Here is a 16971-nt window from a genome sequence, read left to right on the forward strand (position 1 = left end):
TCGTGACCACGACCGCCTCGCGCTACGACCCCGCAACCTTCCAGGGCCTGCGCTTCCACACCGCGACGGACGCGTTCCTCCGGGACGAGGACACGCCCCGCGACTACCTCGAACGCTGCCTCGCCGTGATCGCCGACCGCGAATCGGTCGTGCGGGCCTGGGTGGTTCTCGACGAGGAGAGCGCCCGCCGACAGGCGGACGCGAGCACCGAGCGCTGGCGGCGAGGCGAACCGCTCTCCGCCGTCGACGGCCTGCCCGTCGGGATCAAGGACCTCCTCGAGACCCGTGACATGCCCACACAGATGGGCTGCGCCGCGTTCGCAGGCAACTTCCCCAAGCGGGACAACGCCGCGGTCTGGGCGCTCCGTCGGGCCGGTGCCGTGATCGTGGGCAAGACCGTGACGACCGAGCTCGGCGGCCCGGAGCCAAGCCCAACCACCAACCCGTTCGACCCCGCGCACACCCCCGGCGGCTCATCGTCCGGATCGGGCGCCGCCGTCGCTGCGGGGATGGTGCCCGCCACGATCGCGACCCAGACCGGCGGCTCCCTCATGCGGCCGGCGAGCTTCAACGGCAACTGGGGGCTCAAGCCTAGCCAGGGCGCGATCAACCGGGGCGAACGCCAGACCGCGAGCATGACCACCCACGGCGTGCTGGCCGCCTGCCCCGAGGACATGTGGTTGGTCGCAGCCGCCATCGCCCGACGAGCCGGCGGCGATCCGGGATGGCCGTCGCTCGTCGGGCCCGAGTCACCCCCGCTGCCACGCCGTCCGAGCACGGTCGCGGTCCTCGAGACCGAGGGCTGGGAGCGCCTGGACGCGGCCAGTCGCTCCGCGTTCGACCAAATCCTCGACCAGCTCGCGGTGAACGGAGTCACGGTGCTGCGCCGCGACGATACGGTGGTCGCGCGTCTCGAGAAGGCACTCGTGGGCGCGTCCGAGCTCGGCAGCGCCATCCTTGCGTGGGAGCACTACTGGGCTTTCCGCGACGTCCTCGCCGATCATCCCGACGGCCTCAGCGCTCGCGGACGACGGTTCTTCATCGAGACCGCCGAGCGCATGAACGCTGCGGACTACGACGACGCGCTGCGTGAACGAGTCTTCATCCGGGCAGCGCACGCCCTCCTCGGACCCTGTATCGACGCCGTCATCGCGCCGACCTCCACCGGGCCGGCCCCGGTGTGGCGCGGCGACGTTCCGGGCACAGAGCCCTCCCGGTGGCCGACCGGCGACCCGGCCTTCAACTTTCCCAGCTCGCTCCTCGGCGCGCCCGCCGTGAACGTGCCGCTCATGGCCGTCCGCGGCCTCCCGTTTGGACTGCAGGTCCTGGGACAACCGGGCACCGACGCGCGGATGACCGGTATCGCGCGGTGGATGGGCGAGACGCTTACCCCAGTAAGCGTCTGATGGCTCACCCCTTGATCATGCCGGACTCGCTCGAACTCATTCACCTCCTGAACAATGACTCCGGCTTCCGTCGTCTAATGGCTGAAGGCCGACCTGGCAACGACCAGGACCGCCGGTCGCACGGGCTCAACGCCGTGGGGAGCGTCGCGGGTCGGGGGAGCCATCGTGGGAGCGAAACGCTGAGGCTGGGGAGCTATCGAGGCTTTCGCTGTTCCAGGAATGCGAGGAACGCGCTCGTAGAGGCCACGGTGAACGGATAGGTAAACGCTCCTAAAGCGGGTGTCGCAGGTTCGAATCCTGCCGGGGGCACCACCTCCGCCCAGCGGTTCCGCTGGGCGGTCTTCGGCGAGATCAGGCGGCCACGCTCGACGCCGAGATGCTCGAGCGTCTGGACACCCGACTCCAGCAGTGCCGCGAGCTGTGCAATGGCCGACCGCGGGCCCGTCGCGCCTCCCGCCCGCCGGTGGCGAGCACCACCCGCAAGGTCCACCAGATTCTTCACACCGCCCTCGACCGGGCGGTGCGGTGGCGACACCTGGGCGTCAACTCGGCAGCGGCGGTCACGGGACAGCCTGACGGGGCACCACGGGCTCGGGCGATGCCCGGCCCGCGCCGCGGGTGCACACTGCGCGGGTGGATCAGCCCGAGGCGCCCGCACCGACCGCGGCCGAGCCGCCGCCCCCGCCTGCGAAGCCGGCGCACCCGGCCGTGCACTCCGGCGGGCTCGCGGGGCTGGTGCTCGGTGCGTTGGGGATCGTGTTCGGCGACATCGGCACGAGCCCGCTCTACGCCGTGCAGACCGTCTTCTCCATCGACGACAACGCCGTACAGCCCACGGTCGACGACGTCTACGGCGTCGTCTCCCTGATCTTCTGGTCGGTCACGATCATCGTGACGCTCAAGTACGTCACGCTGGTCCTGCGGGCCGACAACGACGGCGAGGGCGGGATCATGGCGCTCGCCGCGCTCGTGCGGAAGGTCTCGGCGCCGTTCGCCCGGCGGGCGGCGATCGCCCTGGCGCTCGGCGTGCTCGGGGCGTCGCTGTTCTACGGCGACTCGCTGATCACCCCGGCGATCTCGGTGCTCTCGGCGGTCGAAGGCCTCGAAGTGGCCCGGCCCGAGCTGGCCGAGCTGGTCCTGCCGATCGGGATCACGATCCTCACCGCCCTGTTCGTGGTGCAGCGGTGGGGGACCCACCGCGTCGGGCGGCTGTTCGGCCCCGTGATGGTGCTGTGGTTCCTGACGCTGGCCGTGCTGGGCGTCCCGCACATCGTGCAGCATCCCGGTGTGCTGCTCGGCCTGTCGCCGACCTACGCGCTCGCCTTCATCGCCGACCACCCGTACACGGCCTTCATCGCCATGGGCGCGGTCGTGCTGGCCATCACCGGCGCCGAGGCCCTCTACGCCGACATGGGCCACTTCGGCCGCCGCCCGATCCGGCTCGCCTGGTTCTCCCTGGTCTTCCCGGCCTTGATCCTCGACTACCTGGGCCAGGCCGCGCTCATCCTCGACGACCCGCGGGCGATCGACAACCCCTTCTACCTGCTCGCGCCCGCCTGGGCGCGGTTGCCGCTGGTGGTCCTCGCCACCGTCGCGACCGTGATCGCCTCGCAGGCCGTGATCTCCGGCGCGTACTCGGTGTCGCGCCAGGCGGTGCGCCTCGGCTACCTGCCCCCGCTGACCGTCCGGCACACCTCGGAACGGGAGAGCGGGCAGATCTACCTGCCGGCGGTGAACTGGCTGTTGTTCGGCGGCGTCCTCGTCCTGATCCTGGTGTTCGGGTCCTCCGCCCGGCTCGCCACGGCCTACGGCCTCGCGGTGACCGGCACCCTGCTCCTCACCACGACCCTGCTGCTCGTCTACGCCGGCACCGCCTGGCGCTGGCCACGCTGGCGGATCGCGCTCGTGGCCGTCGTGTTCGGTGGCCTGGAGCTGCTGTTCTTCGCCGCGAACCTGACCAAGATCACCCACGGCGGATGGCTGCCGCTGCTCGTGGCGGTCGTCGTCGTCACCCTGATGACCACCTGGCAGCGGGGACGCCGGATCGTCACCGCCCGCCGCGCCGAGCTGGAGGGCTCCCTCACCGAGTTCGTCGAGCGGATGCGCGTGGAACGCATCCCGCGTGTGTCCGGAGTAGCCGTGTTCCCGCACCCGACCAGCGAGACCGCTCCGCTGGCGCTGCGGGCCAACGTCGAGTTCAACCGCGTCCTGCACGAGCGCGTCGTGATCGTGTCCGTGGTGTCGGAGAACGTCCCGCACATCCCGATGGCCGACCGCGTGACCGTCGACCAGCTGGGCCCGGCCGACGACGGCATCGTCCACGTCGCCGCCCGCTTCGGGTTCCAGGACGAGCAGGACATCCCGGCCGTGCTGCGGCACGCCCACGGGCTCGCCGACGAGCTCGACGTCGACCCCGCGGAAGCGTCGTACTTCCTGTCCCGGATGTCGCTGGAACGCGGCGGCCAGCCCGGGATGCACGTCTGGCGCAAACGTCTGTTCATCGGGCTCGCCCACAACGCCGCCAACCCGGCCGCCTACTTCAAGCTGCCCGTGGACCGGACCGTCGTGATGGGCTCACGCGTCGAGCTGTGAGGCCGTACCGTCCCGTCCGCGGTGCGTCCGGTCGGGTGGTCCGGCGTCAAGAACGCGTCAGAGCGGCTTGTCCTCGCATCCGACCAGGTGTTGGCTCCCGGGTCGTGACCTGGCAGCAAACCCGACCGTCGGCGCTGGGGTGGGCGGTCCTGCTCCCGCTCGCGGTCGCCGCAGGCCTGAGCCTGGTCCGCCCGTGGGCGGCGAACACGAGCATGGCGCTGATCCTCGTGCTCGTGGTGGTCGCGGTGGCGGTGCGTGGTGATCGCCTCGAAGGCGTGGTCGCGGCGGTGGTCGCAGCGGCCTGCTTCGACTTCTTCCTGACGGCGCCGTACTACCACTTCACCATCCGCAGCCCGAGGGACGTGGAGACGGCAGCCCTCCTTCTCGTCGTCGGGATCGTGGTCAACGAGCTGGCTCAGTGGGGCCACCGCGAGTTGGAGCGCGCCTCGGCGCGTGAGGGCTACCTGGTCGGACTGACCACCGCAGCCCGGATGGCGAGCGACGGAGCCGGCTCCGCAGATCTCGTCTCGACGGTGGGGCGCATGATCACCGAGGTCCTCGACCTCGACGACTGCCGTTTCACCACCGAGCCGAGCCGGCCCGACAGGCCGCAGCTCCACCCCGACGGCGCCGTCACGTGGCGTGGAGGCCCTGTCGACGTCGACCGCGACGGTCTTCCCACGATGGACGTCGTCGAGTTGCCGGCCCGGCGTGGCGACGGCCTCTTCCTGCTCACCGCCGCTACTCGGGTCCGCCGCCCCTCGTTGGAGCAGCGGCAGATCGCGGCGTCGCTGGCCGAGCAGATCGGTGCCGCACACCCCCTGCCGTGAGGTCTCGACCGTCGACAACCTCGTCGGTCCCTCCAACAGGGTGCGGTCTCACGCTCGTCGCAGGCACCAGACCGGCCACGAGCCACCGGCGACGGCCACGATGCCGCCGACCACGAGCGAGCCCACTGCCAGCAGCATGACCCCGACGGCTGCCTCGAACCGGCTACGCGGTGGCCGGACGGACGGCGTCCCAGAGCGTGCGGACGAGGCGCACGGCGAGGCGTTCCAGGAGCGCCGCGGCGGCGGTCACCAGCACGGCCGTGAGGATCTCGCTCATCCTGTCCCCTTTCCGACGAGGTGGACCGAGCGTCACGTCTCACGGTGACCGCCCGGGACGATCGAGTTGGACGTGGAGTGACCGATCGGTGACGGACCGGCTCAGGTCCGGTCCGTGACGCGTTGGGCGACGAGCTGCGCGAGGGTGGCGGCCACGCTGGCGACCAGGGCGATCCCCCACTGGTGCGGCAGCAACGGACGCGAGCCGACGACGTGGCTGATGCCGGGTACCTGGACGGCGATCGCGAGCACTGCGAACGAGGCGGCGACCGCCAGTGCGACCAGCGGCGTGCGGCCGCGAACGGCAAGGGTCTGCCCGAGCTGAGCGCCGACGAGTGCGACGAGGCCGGTGGTGCCGGCCTGCCCGGGGGTGCTCACCGGGCGCGCGGCCAGCCAGGCGGCGCCGGCGGCGAGCGCGGTGATGCTCGCGCGCACGATGATGTCGCGGACCAGAGAGGCGCCGAGGGAGCGGTCGGGGCCCTCGGCGAGCAGCCTCTCGGCACTGACGTCCGGCGGCGGGCGGACGGCGACGGCCATGGCCGGCAACACGTCGGTGAGCATGTTGATCAGCAGCAGTTGCCGGGCGTTGAGGTTCCCGGGCCCCCCGACCAGCCCGGTGCCGACGGTGTAGGCGACCTCGCCGACGTTGCCGCCCAGCAGGATCGACAGCGCGTCCCGCACCGACGACCACATGCCCCGGCCCTCGACGACGGCGTCGGTGAGCGTCTCGATGCGATCGTCGGTGATCACGACGTCGGCGGCCTCCCGCGCGGCCGGGGTGGCGCGGGAACCGAGCGCGATCCCGACGTCGGCGAGCCGGATCGCGGCGGCGTCGTTGGCCCCGTCGCCGGTGACGGCCACCGCGTGGCCCGCCCGTTGGAGCAGTCGGACGATGCGGGCCTTCTGCGCGGGGGTGACCCGGGCGTAGACCGCGGTGCCGGCCATCGCCTCGCCGAGTTGCGCGTCGTCGAGCCGGTCGAGGTCGGCGCCGGTCAGCACACCGCGACCGTCGAGCAGGTCGAGGTCGGCCGCGATCGACTGGGCGGTGCTGGGATGGTCGCCTGTGATCATCGCGATCTCGACGCCGGCGGCGCGCAGCGCGGCGACCGAGCGTGCCGCCGTCGGCCGGACGGGGTCCACCAGGGCGACGAGACCGCGGAACTCGAGCCCGACCACGTCGTCCTCGGCCAGCCCGGACAGTCCGGACGCACGGCGCTGGGCGACGGCGAGCACCCGGTGCCCGTCGAGGGCGAGCCGGTGCACCTCGGCGTGGATCTCCGCTCGGGCCCGCTCGTCCAGGGTGGACGACTCTCCGTTCCGCAGCCTCCTGTCGCAGAGCGGCAGCACGACCTCCGGGGCGCCCTTGACGCTGATCCGGCCGCCACTGCGGCCCTGCCACAGGGTGGCGTGGTAGCCGCGATGGGTCTCGAAGGGCAGCTCGTCGATCTGCTCGACGACCGCGTGGCCGTTCTCGGCGGCGATCCCGAGCCGCTCCGCGCCGTGGAGGACGGCCCGGTCGGTCTGGTGGGTCACCTGGTGGGCGTCCGCCCGGAACGGGCTCGCTCGGACGGCCACGGCCACGACGTCGCGCAGGTCCTCGGGCACCGGATCGTCGACGGTCACCGTGCGGGCGCCGTCGGAGATCCGACGGAGGCTGATCCGGCCCTCCGTGAGCGTGCCCGTCTTGTCGAAACACAGCGCGGTGACCCGGCCGAGGGCCTCGATCGTCGAGGAGTTGCGGACCAGGGCTCCACGGCCGGAGAGCCGCCGGGCGGCCGCGAGCTCGGCCACCGTGGCGACGAAGGGCAGGCCCTCCGGCACGGCTGCCACGGCCAGACCGACCGCACGGGTCAACGCCGCGGCCGGGGGTCGTCGGCGGAGGAGGTCGATCACGATCACCAGGGCACCCGCCCCGAGCGTGAGTGGCAGGACCCGCGCGGTGAGCTCGCGCAACCGGATCTCGACGCCGGTCGGCGGCGCTTCCTCCCCGTTGCGGCGCAGGCTCCGGCCGACCTCGGTGGCGGCCCCGGTGGCCACCACCACGCCGGTCCCGCGCCCGGCCGCGACGACGGTGCCCTCGTAGAGCATGGAGTGGCGGTCGGCCAAGGTCCGGGCGTTGCTCGCCCGGGGGGTCTTGGGGACGGGGACCGACTCCCCGGTCAGTGAGGACTCGTCGACCTCGAGGTCGTGGGCGGTGAGCACGCGGCAGTCGGCGGGCACGGCGTCACCGGCGTGCAGCCGGACCAGGTCGCCGCGGACCAGTTCGTCGCTGCGACGGTCGGACTCGGAGTCACGACGACGTACCCGTACCCGGGTGGCGGTGCCGCGGTGCAGGGTGCGCAGCGCCCGCTGCGCGCCGACCCGCTGCCCGCCACCGATCAGCGCGCTGACGGCGAGCACTCCGAGGATGAGCAAGGGATCCAGGAACGAACCCGTCGCCGCGGAGATCCCGGCCCCGGCCCCGAGTGCCGGGGTGATCGGGTTCGCGAGCTCCTCCATCGCCGCCCGGACGATGCCGACCTCGGACTCGTCGGCGGCTGCCGGCTGCTCCCCGCGGCGGCGCCGCGCCTCCTGCTCGGTCAGGCCCGTCCTCGAGCTGCCCACGACCTCCAGGACCGCACGCGTCGACATGGCGTGCCACGGAGTGCGGTCGGAGGGCACCGGCGCCGGCCGCCGCCCGGGCCCCGAGCCGCTCCAGGTCCCGTACCCGAGGGCGAGCAGGGCGGCGGCGTGCACCGCGACCGTCGCTCGTCCGCTCGCCCCGCTCGGTGGGCCGAGGAGCGCGAGGACCGCGCCCAGCGCGGATCCGGCGACCGCGAGCTGCGCGGCCCGCCGGCTGGCCGACGTGGCGGGCTCGACGGCGTCGAGCACCAGGCACACCTCTGCCGCCGTGCGGCCCAGCACGTCGGCCGTCCACGGCGGCGCGACGTCACGACCCGGCACGAACCCGATCGCCAGATCGGCGGCGTCGAGGGCAGCCGCGTCCCGGCTCACCAGCCCGACCACGTGCCCGTCGGACTGCAGGGAGGCGACGGAACCGACCAGCTCCGCTCCACTCCTCACCTCGCCGTCGGCGCCCAGGCGGCGCGCCAGCTGCCGCGACCCCGCCACCAGCACCAGGCCCGCGCGGCCGGCCGCCGCGACGATCGCCTCGGCGTACGGGTCCAGTTCCTCCGCCACCCCGACCAGGGCGAGGATCGTGCCGTCGCGGCGCAGGACCAGGACGACCGGGGCGCGGCGGCCCAGCTCGGTCGCGGCCTCGCGGACCTGCGCCGTCGACGACCCGACGTCGCCGACGGGTTCGACCGACCAGGCCCCCCTGGCCCGACGCCGCCTCGGCCGGCGCAGGTCGACGAGGTCGTGTACGCGCTCGACGAGTTCGGACGTCTCGCCCTCGGTCGACGCGAGGACGGGGACCACCTCATCGACGACGTGACGTCCGGTGCACAGCACGTCTTCGTCGAGCACGATCGTCGAAACCCGGTCGAGGCGCCGCAGGGCTGCCGGGTCGATCAGCAGGCTCCCCCGCCCGGCCAGGTCACGCCCGACGCGCGCGGCGAAGGCCTGTCGGCCCACCTGCGCGGCCTTGGGCACGCCGGCGGCGAGTGCCGCGCCGGCCAGCGGCCGCGGTCCGGCCAGTCCCAGCAGGAGGCTGCCTCCGATGGTGAGTCCCGCGGCCCGGTCGGTCTCCTTCTCCACCGGCCCGCGCGGCAGGGCCACGGGTCGAGGGCGCTCCGCGACCGTGGCAGCGCGGTGGCCGCCTTCCACGGCCGCGAGCGCGCTCTCCCACGCCGTCCAGGCCTTCCGCCGCGCATGGGCCTCCTGGTGCAGGACGTACCGCTGGCAGGCGTCGACCGTCAGCCCGACCGGCCGCCTGCCGGTCGCGTTGGAGAACGCCGCGGCGCCGTTCAGCACCACGTCGGTCACCGGGTCTCCGAACGCTGCCACCAGCAACCCGCGCAGCCGAGGCGTGGAGTCGATCAACGAGGCCACCGTGCCCAGGAGCGCGACCGGCAGGAGGGGCACTGCCCGTCCCGCCGTGCTGTAGGCCAGGCCGGCGCCGTGCAGACACAGCAGGGCCGCCTCCCGCAGCGCGCGGGCCGGGTCCCCGGGATGCTCGCGCCCCGAGCGCGGCGCGGTGGCGAGGCCACATTCCTCCTCGGCCATCAGAACGACCTCGGCGATCCGGCGCCGCGGTACCTGGTCCGCGTCGAACTCGATCATCACCGAGCCGAGCACGCCGTTCACCTCGGCGCGGCGCACGCCCTCGTGCCGCTCGATCGCCCGCTCGACGGCCGCCGCCACGTCGGGGTCGGCATGGACACCCCGTACGGGCAGGTGGACCCGCGCCGACGACGCCGACGCGATCCCGGACCCGACCATCGAGAACACGTCGACGACGCCGTCGGCCAGACCGACGACGGTGCCGGCAATCGTCCCGGCGGTCGCGGCGGCCAGGTCGACCATGCGCTGCAGCACGAGGTACTCCCGCGGTCACGGCGTCGGAGAGACAACGCGCCGCCCCCGTACCGGCGGCCGTGTGCACGGGTCCGGGGACACCGCCCCACCGGAGGTGTGCACCTCCGACGGGACCCGCCGAACCGGATCAGGACGCTCCGGTCACGACGCTCCGCCTCGGCCGCCACCGGCCTCGGCCGGATCACCGGTCTCCGCCCGCACCGGCTGCTCCTGCCCCGGTCGTGGGGTCACGTCCGCCCTGCCCCGGCTCGCGAGCGCGCTCCCGACACCGATCGCGGCCGCGACGGGCCACTCGATCACCCCAACCGCCGCCGTCACCGCGAGGCCGCCGAAGAACAGCAGTGACCTCCCCGAGGGCAGCATGGACCGCGCACCTCGGGCCGCCGCCTCGAGGTCCCCACGTCTCGGGGCGTGCAGATCCGGCGCACGGAACTGCGCCGTCACGAACGGGAGGTTCACCGTCGCCGACCGGTGCCCCTCGAAGCGACCCTCTCCCGGTCGGTCCGGACGCACCTGCTCGGTCTCCGTGGCGGTGCCACCGTCGTCCGGCGCGGCCGCCACCTCCGCCATGCCCTCGCCCGCGCTCTTCTCCGCCTGCCTGGCCCTACCCGCCACGACTTCACCCCGCCTCACCGCGCACTGCCGCCGACCCGTCCGCATGCCCTGCTGACTGTGACGCAAACCAGTGATGAACAGAAGCCGGTGTCTCGGCCGAGTGGTGTTTCCCGCCGGGGCGAGCCGGACATACGGCGCCGTCACGGGAATACGGGGCGCACCCTCTCTCCGTCGTGGGCGCGCGGGACAGCGGCCGATCAGCACGACCTCGGCGCCCTCGCCCGCGCGCCGGGCCGTCTCGAGCCCGATCCTCGCGCTACCGCCGATCAGGACGACGGTCTGCCCCAGCAGGTCGGCTCAGGCACCGGCACACCATTCGATCTCATCGCCCTCCCGCTCGACGGCACCTCGGATCAGGACACCAGGGGTGGCAGCCCGGGCATGACCTTCTCGAGCGTGATGGGGAAGTCGCGCACGCGTACCCCCGTGGCGTTGAACACCGCATTCGCGACTGCCGCTCCGGCCCCGCAGATGCCCAGCTCGCCGAGGCCCTTCGCGCCCAGGACGTTGGCCTTGCCGTCGTACCCGTCGAGCACGACGGCGTCGATCTCAGGGATGTCGGCGTGCACCGGCACCAGGTAGTTCGCGAGATCCCGGGTGACGAAGGCACCGGAGCGCGCGTCGACGACGGCCTCCTCCTCGAGGGCTGCGCCGGCTCCCCAGATCATGCCGCCGATCAACTGCGAGCGTGCCGTCCTGGAGTTGAGAGCGCGGCCTGCCGAGAACACACCCAGCATCCGCCGGAGACGGATCTCGGCGGTGTCGGCGTCGACGGCCACCTCGACGAAATGCGCACCGTAGGAGTGGATGGAGTAGTCCCGGTAGTTCGGATCGTCCGTCATCGCGACGGTCGCGCCGTCCGCCTCCACCCCGTTCGGATGGTTGCGAGCGACGATCTCGCTCAACGCCTCCGACACGCCCTCGATGCTCACCCTGCCGTCCGCGAACGTCGCACGGGCCGGATCCGACCCGTGCAGCACGGACCGCGTGTCGGCGCACGCGGTGGCCACCAGCTTCTCGCGCAGGGCCAGGCACGCGCGATGCACCGCAGTGCTCGAGTTGGCCGCACCCCACGAGCCGCCCGAGCCCGCGCCGACCGGGTACTCCGAACGCCCGAGTTCGACCCGTACCCGATCCGGCGCCAGTCCGAGCCCGTCGGCCGCGACCTGGGTCAGGATGGTGTAAGTGCCCGTACCGATGTCGGTCATGTCCGTCTCGACGACGGCGCGGCCGTCCGCCGCCAACCGCACCCGGGCCGTTGTCGGCGCCTGGAAGTGTCCGCGGATCCCCGCAGCCATGCCGTGGCCGATCAACCACTGCCCGTCGCGCACGCTCGCCGGCGTCGCGACCCGGCGCTCCCACCCGAACCGTCGCGCGCCTTCGCGCAGGCAGCCGACCAGACGTCGTTCGCTGAACGGCACCCCTCGCTCGGGGTCGACGGAGGGCTCGTTGCGGATCCGCAGCTCGACCGGATCCATGCCGAGCTCGACGGCCAGCTCGTCCATCGCCGACTCGACGGCCAGCAGCCCCGGCGCCTCCCCCGGCGCTCGGACGTCTTCCCCGCGCAGCACGTCCAGCGGCATGAGCCGGTGGCTCGTCAGCCGGTTCGGCGCGGCGTAGAGGCTGCGTGTGGTGGCAGCCGTCGGCTCGATGTACTCCCAGTGCCGGTTCGTGGCCATCGTGGCCTCGTGTGCGATCGCGACCAGGCGCCCGTCCCGCTGCGCGCCCAGCCGAACGCGTTGGTCCGACGTCGGGCGCACGCCGGTGAGCTGGAAGATCTGTTGCCGGGTCAGCGCGATCTTCACCGGCCGGCGCAACGCGCGCGCGGCGAACGCCGCCAGGATCGCCTCGGCGTGGATCCGCAGCTTGGAGCCGAAACCTCCGCCGACGTACGGGGCGACGACGTGGATCCGCTCCGGATCCATCCGTAGCGTGCTGGCCATCGAGGCCCGGGCGGCGTCGACGATCTGCGTGCTGACGTAGACGATCAGGTCCTCGCCGTCCGGCACCGCCAGACAGGCATGCGGTTCCATCGGCTGCGAAAGCTCGTACGGCGTCGTGTAGCGCTCGTCGATCGTGACGGGAGAGGAACCGAACCCGGCTTCGAAGTCACCCACGGCGGTGGCGACCGGGACGATGCCGTAGATCGGGCCGGCGGGCACGTAGGCCTGCTCCAGGCCGGCGGCGAAGTCGAAGGAGCCGGGCTCGACCGTGTACTCGACGTCGACCAGGTCGGCCGCCGCCCGCGCCTGTTCGACGGTCGCGGCGACGACGAGCGCCACGGCTTCCCCGTAGTGGTCGACGTCGGGGCCGCTCATCACCGGATGGGCCCGCCAGAACTCGAAGGGGAGGGACGGGTCGGGGGTGCCCTGGGCCGGGAGGTCGTGAGAGGTCAGCACCCTGTGCACTCCGGGCGAGCGTCCGGCCCTGTGAGTGTCGATCCGGGCGATGCGGCCCCTGCCGATCGTCGCCCCGACGACGGATCCGTAGAGCGGCTGGCCGGCCTCCCAGTGCTCGTAGGCATAGGTCGCCCGACCGGTGACCTTGAACGGGCCGTCCACGCGGTCGAGAGCCTGGCCGATCATCGTCGCCTCCTCAACTCGCCCGGGCAACCTGCGCCAGCGTCCGGCAGAGCGTGCGCTTGGCCAGCTCGATCTTGAAATCGTTGCACCCCTGCCCCACCGCGTGGCGCATCGCCGCTTCCGCGGCGGCGCGATATGTGGCCATCGTGGCCGGACGGCCGGTCAGCGCGGCCTCCGCCTCGACGGACCGCCAGGGCTTGGGCGCCACCCCGCCGAACGCCACCCGTGCCGCACGGATCGTTCCTTCCTCGACCGCGGCCACCGCCGCCACGGAGACCAGTGCGAACTCGTAGGACGCCCGGTCCCGCACCTTGCGGTAGCGCTGCCGGCCCGGTGGAGGCGGCGGCAGGACGACGCCGGTGATCATCTCGCCCGGCCGCAACACGGTCTCTCGGTGCGGCGTCTCGCCCGGGAGCCGGTAGAAGTCCGTGATGTCGACCCGACGGAGGGAGTGAGCCGCGTCGAGCAACTCGATCCGGGCGTCCAGCACCGTCATCGCGACGGCCATGTCCGAGGGATGGGTGGCGATGCAGGCCTCGCTCGCGCCGAGGATCGCATGCATGCGGTTGAAACCGCCGATCGCCGAGCACCCGGAGCCGGGGTCGCGCTTGTTGCAGCCCGCGGCAGTGTCGGAGAAGTACGGGCAGCGGGTGCGCTGCACCAGGTTCCCCCCGACGGACGCCTTGTTCCGCAACTGGCCCGAGGCCCCGGACACCAGCGCCTCCGACAGCACCGGATAACGGTTCCGCACGCGGGCGTCGGCCGCGGTGTCGGAATTGGCAGCCTGCGCGCCGATCCGCAGTCCGCCGTCCGACAGCTCCTCGATGTCCCGCAACGGCAGCCGACTGATGTCCACCAGATGGCTCGGCCGCTCCACGTCGAGCTTCATCAGATCGAGCAGATTCGTTCCCCCGCTGATGAACTTCGCGCCTGCTCGGCGCCCTGCTGCCACCGCGGCCCGCGCGTCCGTCGCGCGCTCGTAGGTGAAGGGCCTCATCGCGGACCCTTCCCCGTCACGCTGTGAATGGCTGCAACGATGTTCGGATAAGCGGCGCACCGGCAAATATTGCCGCTCATTCGCTCGCGGATCTCCGCATCGGTCAGAGCCGTCCTCGGCGACGCGACATCAGCGGTCACGTGGCTGGGCCAACCCGCCCGCACTTCGGCGAGCATGCCGATCGCCGAGCAGATCTGCCCAGGGGTGCAATAGCCGCACTGGAAGGCGTCGCACTCGACGAACGCGCGCTGCATGGCGTCCAGATCCTCGCGATCGCCCACACCCTCGATCGTCACCACCCGGTCGCCCTCGTGCATCACCGCGAGCGTCAGACAGGAATTGATCCGCCGGCCGTCGACCAGCACCGTGCACGCGCCGCATTGCCCGTGGTCACACCCCTTCTTGGTCCCGCTCAGGTGCAGGTGCTCGCGCAACGCGTCGAGCAGCGACGTCCGCGCGTCCAGCTCGAGACGCTCCACCTGACCGTTGACGTCCAAGGTGATCGCCAACAGCTGCGGCGGTTCGTCCTCGTTCTGCTCCGCTGCGGGTGCTGCAGCCCCGGCCACGCCCGATGACGTCATCCCCGTGACGCCCGTCACCACGTCGCTCACCACGGCCTCCCGTCCTGGCTCGGTGTGCACGCCACTCGCGGTCGTGCGCCCCCGGTCGCGTCGGGAACGACGACCCCGGCGCACGCGAATCTCGTCACCCGGTCCGCGGACCTCGCGCGTCGGGCCCGGCGGCGGCGGCCACCGTCCGCGCCCCGGCCGACGTCGGCAAGGGCCATCGGACTCGGGCAGGGCGGGACCGCCGCTCCTGGCAACAACGTCCGCGGAGCAAGCACGCGCCCGGGCAGCCGGTGGTCGGCGTCGGGCGCCGCCAGGGACTGCCCATTGCGTGACCACCGTCACCTCACCTCGGGTGGACGATGTCCCGGACGTCCCACGGAGGCACGGTGCGCGTCGTTCGCCGTCTCACCGGGTCCGCCCGCGGCCCCGCAGAGGAGGACCGCAATGTCAACGACCACCACGCCTGCCGGCGCAGCACAGGAACCTCGGACCACCGGGACCTCCGCCGAGGCACCTGCCGTCCGGGTCGGCCATGGCGAGCTGTTGCGCGCGATCGAGAAGAACGTGCAGGACAACTCGGTCAAGGTCGAGATCTCGGGCCTGGGCACCGTTCGGCTGCCGGCCGCCGACTCGCTGGCCTGGATCGGTGGTCTGGTCACCCTGGCCGCCGTCGGAATCCTCGAGTGGCCGGTGGCCGCCGCGATCGGCGTGGGGCATCTGCTCTCCCGCCAGCGGCACCTGCGGCTCCTGCGGGACTTCGGGGAAGCGCTCGAGGAGGCATGAGCCTCCGGCCCCTGCCCTCCGCCGCCCGCCGGCGATCCGTTTCCGCAGGTCGCCAGGTCATCGGACCCCCGGCGTCGACGAAGAGAGCGCGGGGAGGGTTCGACCTCGTTCGAGCCCGAGGGTTGCCGGGCGACGCCATCGCGCCACCGGGCGCCCCGCCGTCGGTGTGGCGGGGCGTTCTGAGGTTCTCACCGGCGCCCGGAGGTGCTGGCCTTCGGAGGGGCCCGTCCGGCGGTGGGAGCTCCCGCTCGCCCTCGACGCCCGGCGATCACGGGCCCGAAGGATCCCGTCCTCAGCGGCGCGGCGAGGCGGTGATCTGGTGCCTCGCCGCCTGCAGGTACCGGGCGACCTCACCGGTGATCCGGTCCGCCTCCCTGCTCAGCACGTCCATCCGCTCGTCCACGGGCACCGAGGCGTAGGCGACCACGAGATCCTCGAGCCGGCCGCAGCAACATCGCGGCCGCCTCGGCCCGCGTCTCCCCCGGAGTCAGTACACGTTCCACTCCTCCAGTTGTCCCGCAGAACCGCCACCGCGGGCAACCGACGCGCGGGACGAGTCGATGAACAGCCCGTGTCGCTCGGCCCGCTGCTCCTGACGGCGGCTCGCGGTCACGCTGCGCGGCGGAGCCCCACCGGCTCCGACGCGCGCACACTCGCTCCATGGCGCCGAACGTCGGGTTCGAGGACGGTCCGGCTCGCGGGCAGCTACCCGTCGAGGGTGAGCTCCCGGAACTCGACGGTGCCACCGCGTGGCTGAACTCCGCACCGCTGACGCGGGACGCGCTGCGCGGCAACGTCGTCGTCGTCCAGTTCTGCACCTTCTCCTGCATCAACTGGCTGCGCACCGTGCCCTACGTGCGGGCCTGGGCCGAGAAGTACCGCGACGCCGGGCTGGTCCTGATCGGCGCCCACTCCCCGGAGTTCCCGTTCGAGCACGACCAGGCGAAGATCCGGACGGCCCTGGACCGGCTCGCCGTGGAGCATCCGATCGCGGTCGACAACGACTTCGCGATCTGGCGCGCCTTCGACAACGCCTACTGGCCCGCCCTCTACTTCGTCGACGGCGACGGACGCATCCGCCACCACCACTTCGGCGAGGAGGACTACGAACGATCGGAACGGGTGATCCAGCAGCTGGTCGCCGAGTCCGGCCGCGACGACGTCGACGGTGACCTGGTCTCCGTCGATCCCACCGGGGTGTTCCGCGCCGCCGACTGGGCAGCGCTGGGCACGCCGGAGACCTACGTCGGCTACGCCCGCGCCACCGGCTTTGCCTCGCCGGGCGGCGTCGACCCGGACCGCGGCAAGGCCTACGACGCGCCCTCCCGGCTCGCCCTCAACCAGTGGGCGCTCGCGGGCGACTGGACGGTGGGCGACCAGACCACGACGCTGAACGAGCCCGGCGGACGGATCCTGCACCGCTTCCACGGAAGGGACCTCAATCTCGTGCTCGGCTCCCGCACCGGCGCGCCGGTGCGGTACCGGGTGCGGATCGACGGGAGGCCGCCCGCCGGGGCCGCCGGCCTCGACACCGACCCGCGTGGCGAGGGCACGATCACCGAGGAGCGGCTCCACCAGCTGATCCGCCAGGACGGCCCGATCGCCGACCGTACCGTCGAGATCACCTTCCTCGACACCGGCGCCCAGGCCTACGTCTTCACCTTCGGCTGAGCGGGCGGGAGAGCGCGCGCGACCACGGGGACCGCCCGTCACCGTTCCTCGCGGCGTTCCCCGAGGCCCGGCCTGAGACCGAGATCTCGGCAAGGACGCTGCAGCACGCGGTCGGGCGAGCGCAGGGTCGCCCGTCTCGCGCATCGGGGGCGGACGGACGGCCAGATGCCG

Annotated in this window: 12 protein-coding genes; 5 read left to right on the forward strand and 7 right to left on the reverse strand. The window is 72.7% G+C overall.

Going from position 1 to position 16971, the window contains the following annotated elements:
• Positions 1-2 precede the first annotated feature (2 nt).
• A complete protein-coding gene (locus LWC35_RS10010) occupies positions 3-1406 on the forward strand; it encodes an amidase (protein WP_232869769.1) in 1404 nt (467 codons plus the stop codon).
• A 193-nt stretch (positions 1407-1599) separates the two neighbouring features.
• Here the strand turns inward: LWC35_RS10010 and LWC35_RS10015 are convergent, their stop codons facing one another.
• Entirely contained in the window at positions 1600-1908 is a 309-nt protein-coding gene (locus LWC35_RS10015) for a hypothetical protein (protein WP_232869770.1), read from the reverse strand.
• Between the two features lie 131 nt (positions 1909-2039).
• Between LWC35_RS10015 and LWC35_RS10020 the strand changes: the two genes are divergently transcribed.
• Together LWC35_RS10020 and LWC35_RS10025 are read left to right on the forward strand one after the other, a co-directional pair.
• Positions 2040-3998 carry a potassium transporter Kup gene (locus LWC35_RS10020; protein ID WP_232869771.1) on the forward strand — a complete coding sequence of 653 codons (1959 nt, stop codon included), beginning with the start codon at positions 2040-2042 and terminating at the stop codon, positions 3996-3998.
• A gap of 104 nt (positions 3999-4102) precedes the next feature.
• Complete coding sequence (locus tag LWC35_RS10025) at positions 4103-4828, forward strand: DUF4118 domain-containing protein (protein ID WP_232869772.1); 726 nt, start codon at positions 4103-4105, stop codon at positions 4826-4828.
• 378 nt (positions 4829-5206) lie between these two features.
• Here LWC35_RS10025 and LWC35_RS10030 read toward each other — a convergent pair whose 3' ends face one another.
• The 5 genes from LWC35_RS10030 to LWC35_RS10050 all read right to left on the reverse strand — a co-directional run bounded on the left by LWC35_RS10030 (position 5207) and on the right by LWC35_RS10050 (position 14289).
• Positions 5207-9583: an HAD-IC family P-type ATPase gene (locus tag LWC35_RS10030; protein ID WP_232869773.1), complete on the reverse strand. Its 4377-nt coding sequence runs from the start codon at positions 9581-9583 to the stop codon at positions 5207-5209.
• A 141-nt stretch (positions 9584-9724) separates the two neighbouring features.
• Entirely contained in the window at positions 9725-10198 is a 474-nt protein-coding gene (locus LWC35_RS10035) for a hypothetical protein (RefSeq protein WP_232869774.1), read from the reverse strand.
• A gap of 353 nt (positions 10199-10551) precedes the next feature.
• Positions 10552-12783: a xanthine dehydrogenase family protein molybdopterin-binding subunit gene (locus LWC35_RS10040; protein ID WP_232869775.1), complete on the reverse strand. Its 2232-nt coding sequence runs from the start codon at positions 12781-12783 to the stop codon at positions 10552-10554.
• Positions 12784-12793: 10 nt separating this feature from the next.
• A complete protein-coding gene (locus LWC35_RS10045) occupies positions 12794-13777 on the reverse strand; it encodes an FAD binding domain-containing protein (protein ID WP_232869829.1) in 984 nt (327 codons plus the stop codon).
• On the reverse strand, positions 13774-14289 hold the full coding sequence (locus LWC35_RS10050) for a 2Fe-2S iron-sulfur cluster-binding protein (protein ID WP_232869830.1): 516 nt from the start codon (positions 14287-14289) through the stop codon (positions 13774-13776). Before LWC35_RS10050 ends, LWC35_RS10045 begins: the two co-directional genes overlap by 4 nt.
• Before the next feature lie 501 nt (positions 14290-14790).
• On the opposite strand from LWC35_RS10050, the gene LWC35_RS10055 reads away from it, so the two are divergent.
• Positions 14791-15129, forward strand: a complete 339-nt coding sequence (locus LWC35_RS10055) for a hypothetical protein (RefSeq protein ID WP_232869776.1) — start codon at positions 14791-14793, stop codon at positions 15127-15129.
• Between the two features lie 292 nt (positions 15130-15421).
• On the opposite strand, the gene LWC35_RS39085 is transcribed toward LWC35_RS10055, so the two are convergent.
• A complete protein-coding gene (locus tag LWC35_RS39085; RefSeq protein WP_269803870.1) occupies positions 15422-15556 on the reverse strand; it encodes a hypothetical protein in 135 nt (44 codons plus the stop codon).
• A 233-nt stretch (positions 15557-15789) separates the two neighbouring features.
• Here LWC35_RS39085 and LWC35_RS10060 point away from each other — a divergent pair, with 233 nt between their 5' ends.
• On the forward strand, positions 15790-16800 hold the full coding sequence (locus LWC35_RS10060; RefSeq protein WP_232869777.1) for a thioredoxin family protein: 1011 nt from the start codon (positions 15790-15792) through the stop codon (positions 16798-16800).
• Positions 16801-16971 lie beyond the last annotated feature (171 nt).

The sequence above is a fragment of the Pseudonocardia kujensis genome, assembly GCF_021283305.1.
In the GTDB taxonomy this organism is placed as follows: Bacteria; Actinomycetota; Actinomycetes; order Mycobacteriales; family Pseudonocardiaceae; genus Pseudonocardia; species Pseudonocardia kujensis.